This is a genomic window from Chelatococcus asaccharovorans (genome assembly GCF_003201475.1).
In the GTDB taxonomy this organism is placed as follows: Bacteria; Pseudomonadota; Alphaproteobacteria; order Rhizobiales; family Beijerinckiaceae; genus Chelatococcus; species Chelatococcus asaccharovorans.
On sequence record NZ_QJJK01000035.1, the window covers coordinates 1 to 4,384 of the forward strand.

Consider the following 4,384-nt stretch of genomic DNA (forward strand, 5'->3'; position numbering starts at 1 on the left):
CTCCTGGATCGACGCCTACAACACCCGACGACCCCACTCGGCCCTCAACGGCATCCCGCCATTCCAGAGGCTGAACAACCTTCTTGGAAACGACATCTAGAGCATTTTCGCGTTTCCGAATCGCGAAAATGATCCATGTTTTTGTTTTAGCGCATTTTCTTCACGCGAACCGGTGTCCACTTCGCTCGAAAATGCTCTAGACGATGACGAACCCGTGGCCCGCATTGCCTTCGGGCAAATTCACGCCCACAATGTGCATCTGGTGCGTTCCGCCGTCATCATGCGCCAGAAAACTCGTATCGCTGATCGTGTGTTCGATCGTGCTCAGATCCCGAACGCCCCGATGGTGCGTATCCGTTCCAATCGGCTCGGCATTAGGCAGAAGATAGTTTGGGATCAGATCCTTGACGTCTTTATTCAAGATGGCCAGCCCCACCTTGTGCTTGTCTGTCAACCAAACTTGGCGTTGATTATCTTCGGTTCCGAGCCAATATTTCCCCGTCATTGTATCCTTATAAAGATTGTACCCGTTGCAGTCCTCGCCACCATGCAACTTCTCCTGGTAGCGCCACTTGTCAACAGCATCCCCCGCCTTCGCAATCCAGCTAAGGCCATTCTGAGCTATATTTGTCATCCGACATCTCCAATATATTACAAATATACGAATATTCACATTTTCTAGAAACGTTAATACAGAACCACCGCTGGATGAATCGAATAATATCCTATATTTTTACTTATAAAAAGGATTGCAAATTCGTTGGAATAGCAGATTCTGCAAATGCCGTAACATTAGAGGCTTGCCGTCGGGCTCTCGGAAGACCTCGCCGCGCCGACATCCTCTCGTGCCAGCCCGGCTGCAGAGGCTGGGGCAATGAGCTTGACGAGCCGTCCATCCTCGTGCCGTGCAGCGTTGACAACCTGATCCTGCTCGAACACCGCGCGCTGACAAAGAACGCCCTGCTGCGCGCCGGCCGCCGCGTCCGCAAGCAAAGCCGCGCCATCCGCATGGCCCGGGCCGACGCGGGCAAGGATTTCAACGCCAAGTGGATCGATGAGATGGCGAGGTGAGCACAATCAGCCTGCCGCTCTTCGCCTTCGACCTCGTGATGGCGGACCCGCCCTGGCCGTGGGAGGCCTATTCGAGCAAGGGCCTGGAGAAGTCGCCCGAAGCGCAATAACCGGATTGTGGTCTCGTCTGGAGCGAGGCGACCAGATCGCGGACGAGCCGCTAGGAAGCCGCACGAACATCCTATCCCGAAGAGCCACCGCCTCGGTCTGCACTGTGAATGTCGCAACGACGCGGCCGCCGGTACGAGTCAAATTTTGCTCAGGGTTGAGCGCGAGGTCATATGCCCGCATAGCCTCTCGCGTTGGCTGCCCGAAATGGCGTCATGGAAATCTGCGTCACTTCCGCGCCAGGAAGAACGAATAATGAACACAGCTCGGGACTTTTCCGGGACTTTTCCGGGACTTTGTGTCCCGGACTGCGTTGCGCGTGTCCCTTATGTTCACGTTTCTCCAAATCCGCGCTTGCCTTTCACTGGCCGATTTTCTAAGGGAATCAGCCAAGTGACATTGTTCGGGGCATAGCGCAGTCTGGTAGCGCATCTGCTTTGGGAGCAGAGGGTCGCAGGTTCAAATCCTGCTGCCCCGACCATCGTCGCTGGCGATCGTAGCGGTCGCCGCATGATTGATCGCGTGGACGGCCAGGAACCGCACAATGAGCGCTCGCATTTACAAGCCAGCCCGGAACGCCATGCAGTCTGGCGTTGCCAAGACCAAGCGTTGGGTGCTGGAATATGATGCCGATCGTGCGCGCGAGGTCGAGCCGCTGATGGGATGGACAAGCTCGACCGACATGAAGCAGCAGGTGCGGCTTTTCTTCGCGACACGCGAGGAAGCGGTGGCCTATGCGGACAAGCATGCAATCCATTACCGGGTTGAGGAGCCGAAGCCCGTGCAGCGGCGCCTGGCTTCCTATTCTGACAATTTCAAATTCAACCGCGTCCAGCCCTGGACTCACTGACGCGGCTTCAGACGACTGAAGACCCCGTAGCTCAGCTGGATAGAGCAGCAGCCTTCTAAGCTGCGGGTCGCAGGTTCGAATCCTGCCGGGGTCGCCATCTTCTAAACGCGGCGTTGATTTAAGCGCCGTTTCCGGATTTTCCCCCAACCCACCATTGTACGGGCTGGGAGTTTTTGATCTCGGCCTGTTCGACAAGGCGGTCAATTGCATCTTTCGCCAGACGCTTCTGGTCTGCCGCCTTCATAGACCGCTCCACCTCATCAAGCGACGCATGACCCGTGATCGCCGCGATCTGCCAAGCGGAGCATCCCGCCTCCGCCAGCCGCCGCGCGGCCGCCTTCCGTACGCCGTGCAGTCCGCATCGATCCGGCAGTCCCGCCAAGCCAATGCAAGCAGCCATCTCATTGCCATACACAATTCAAAGGCGGGATGATTGCGGACGCGTGAACCACGGGCAAGAGATACACCTCCAGCTCATTGACCCCGATGTTGAATCGTATAATCGTATACCAAACTTGACATCAAGCGCAGGGGGTGGCGTATGAGCCGTGTCGTGGAGTGCAGCATTGATCTTGGCCGGGGTGGCCATCAGGTGGGCCATATCCGGCTGCCGGCCGACAGCAGCACGGGGGGCGACGACACGCTGGTGCCGATTGCCTCGATCGCCAACGGCCCGGGGCCGACGGTCCTCGTCTCCGGTGGCAATCACGGCAATGAATACGAAGGCCAACTTGCCGCGCTCCGGCTGATCCGTGACATTGCGCCGGCGCAGGTTTCGGGCCGGATCATTGTCGTCCCGGTCATCTCGACCGCGGCCTCCCGGCTGGCTACACGGCTCTGGCCGACTGGCGAGAATTTCAACCGATCCTTCCCGGGCAATCCAGACGGGCCACAGATCGAGCGGCTCGCCTATTTCTTCTCAAGCGTGCTGTTTCCAGCGGCTGACGTTGTCGTTGATATGCATTCTGCCGGTACCACGGGATGGATCACGCCATGCTCGCACATGTGCGTCCCCAAAGATCCGGCGCAACGCAAGTCGATGGTCGAGGCGATGGAAGCCTGGAACTCGGACTTCCACTTTCTCTACACCTCGCACGGGAATTACCTGCCCAATGAGGCCGAGCGCCAAGGCAAGATCGTCGTCACGACCGAGCTTGGCGGGACCACGCGCATTCCCGTGGCCGTGCAAGATCTTGCCTGGAGCGGCCTCACGAATGTCCTCAGGCATGTCGGAGCTCTCGAGGGGAAAGTCGAGACCCGTCAATCCCTTGGCCTGCCGCCGGCGACGCTCGTCGACTGCCGGTTCGACGACGGCCACGTCGGCGATGTTGGCAGCGGCCTCCACGACGCCATCGTCGCGCCCGCCTCCGGGCTGTTCGAAGTCTTGATCGATCCCGGCAACCCGGTGGTGGAAGGCCAGCCCGTGGGCCGCATCTGGTCGCCGGATGACCCGACGCTGCCGCCCGTGGACGTGAAGTCACCGATGACCGGCTATCTCATGGGTCTCAAGACGCTTCCGCCTGTCGAGAAGGGGCAGAGTTTGGCGCTGATTGGCCGTCCGATAAATCGCGAAGTCCTGCTCGCCGAGGGGTGATGCATCCGGCGTGATCCGGCAGAGTCGAGTCCTGTTGGCGTTGCCCAGCACCGCTTCGATCCCGGCAAAACTGGGAGGATCAAATGCGGGTTGTGGTGGCGGGTGCGCTGGCGTTGTGCGTTGCAGGTTGTGTCAGTGCCAGCCTGGGAGCGAAAATGTACGCTTCCTGTCAAATCCAGAGCTCGTGACGGGGGTGCACGTTCGTCCGCCGAGAGACTGTGGCTCCCCAGGGGGCCACAGGTGCAACCTGGCAGAATGACACGATCGCGAGCCTTAAAAACCGTGCCTCAGAGTTAGGTGGAACGGATGTTGTAACAAGTGGCCCAACGATCCAGGGCGCGACACCCACAATCATGGATCGCCTGCGCTCCGCCTTCACCGCGGGCCTTGAGCGCCGGCTCAATGAGGCGACCGATCGCGGCCAGAGCGGCATGCAGGGCAACGAATACGCCGACGGCATCGTCCAGCATGACGGGCATGGAGGGCAGTTGCTCAAAAAACGCGATGACCTCGGCGTCGCGCAGAATACCATCGTAATCTGCATCATCGACAACGGACCGAACCAATTCCCTGAGCTAGTGGAGCGAATTTGACATTTGAGACTCGCCTCACATCAGGCTCCGGATCAAATGTCAAATTCAAAAGCTCCACTAGAACCATTAACTTGCTAGTGGTTCTCTTGACTCCGACATTTGCTCCGAGGCCCGTATCAGGCGGATGCAAATGTCGGAGCAGAACCACTAGTGGAGCGAATTTGACAT

Annotated in this window: 6 protein-coding genes, 2 tRNA genes and 1 pseudogene; 7 read left to right on the top strand and 2 right to left on the bottom strand. The window is 58.7% G+C overall.

Features of this window, described 5'->3' with window-relative positions:
• On the top strand, window positions 1-100 hold a 100-nt coding region (locus C7450_RS35300; RefSeq protein ID WP_146227229.1), incomplete at its 5' end, for an integrase core domain-containing protein.
• A gap of 96 nt (window positions 101-196) precedes the next feature.
• Here the strand turns inward: C7450_RS35300 and C7450_RS33330 are convergent.
• The gene (locus C7450_RS33330) at window positions 197-634 is read right to left on the bottom strand and encodes a hypothetical protein (RefSeq protein ID WP_110378704.1); all 438 of its coding nucleotides are present in this window, start codon (window positions 632-634) and stop codon (window positions 197-199) included.
• Between C7450_RS33330 and C7450_RS33820 the strand changes: the two genes are divergently transcribed.
• From C7450_RS33820 to C7450_RS33345, 4 genes are all read left to right on the top strand, one after another.
• Window positions 628-1,071 carry a hypothetical protein gene (locus C7450_RS33820; RefSeq protein WP_146227630.1) on the top strand — a complete coding sequence of 148 codons (444 nt, stop codon included), beginning with the start codon at window positions 628-630 and terminating at the stop codon, window positions 1,069-1,071. The two genes, C7450_RS33330 and C7450_RS33820, sit on opposite strands and share 7 nt — an antisense overlap.
• A gap of 512 nt (window positions 1,072-1,583) precedes the next feature.
• Window positions 1,584-1,660 (top strand) — tRNA-Pro (locus C7450_RS33335).
• A 63-nt stretch (window positions 1,661-1,723) separates the two neighbouring features.
• The gene (locus C7450_RS33340; RefSeq protein WP_110378705.1) at window positions 1,724-2,029 is read left to right on the top strand and encodes an ETC complex I subunit; all 306 of its coding nucleotides are present in this window, start codon (window positions 1,724-1,726) and stop codon (window positions 2,027-2,029) included.
• Between the two features lie 20 nt (window positions 2,030-2,049).
• Window positions 2,050-2,126: transfer RNA gene (locus C7450_RS33345), tRNA-Arg, on the top strand.
• Between the two features lie 21 nt (window positions 2,127-2,147).
• Here C7450_RS33345 and C7450_RS34980 read toward each other — a convergent pair.
• The gene (locus C7450_RS34980) at window positions 2,148-2,273 is read right to left on the bottom strand and encodes a hypothetical protein (protein ID WP_281064300.1); all 126 of its coding nucleotides are present in this window, start codon (window positions 2,271-2,273) and stop codon (window positions 2,148-2,150) included.
• A gap of 297 nt (window positions 2,274-2,570) precedes the next feature.
• On the opposite strand from C7450_RS34980, the gene C7450_RS33355 reads away from it, so the two are divergent.
• Both C7450_RS33355 and C7450_RS33360 read left to right on the top strand, forming a co-directional pair.
• Window positions 2,571-3,623 (top strand): succinylglutamate desuccinylase/aspartoacylase family protein, encoded by a 1,053-nt coding sequence (locus C7450_RS33355; RefSeq protein WP_110378707.1) that lies wholly within the window; start codon window positions 2,571-2,573, stop codon window positions 3,621-3,623.
• Between the two features lie 416 nt (window positions 3,624-4,039).
• Window positions 4,040-4,192: pseudogene (locus C7450_RS33360) on the top strand (arylsulfatase); the annotation flags it as partial.
• Window positions 4,193-4,384: the final 192 nt, after the last annotated feature.

What these genes read in the sequence shown, in the direction of transcription:
- C7450_RS33330 (WP_110378704.1), bottom strand. Translation starts at nt 634, where the DNA reads ATGACAAATATAGCTCAGAATGGCCTTAGCTGGATTGCGAAGGCGGGG.
- C7450_RS33340 (WP_110378705.1), top strand. Translation starts at nt 1,724, where the DNA reads ATGAGCGCTCGCATTTACAAGCCAGCCCGGAACGCCATGCAGTCTGGC.
- C7450_RS34980 (WP_281064300.1), bottom strand. Translation starts at nt 2,273, where the DNA reads ATGAAGGCGGCAGACCAGAAGCGTCTGGCGAAAGATGCAATTGACCGC.
- C7450_RS33355 (WP_110378707.1), top strand. Translation starts at nt 2,571, where the DNA reads ATGAGCCGTGTCGTGGAGTGCAGCATTGATCTTGGCCGGGGTGGCCAT.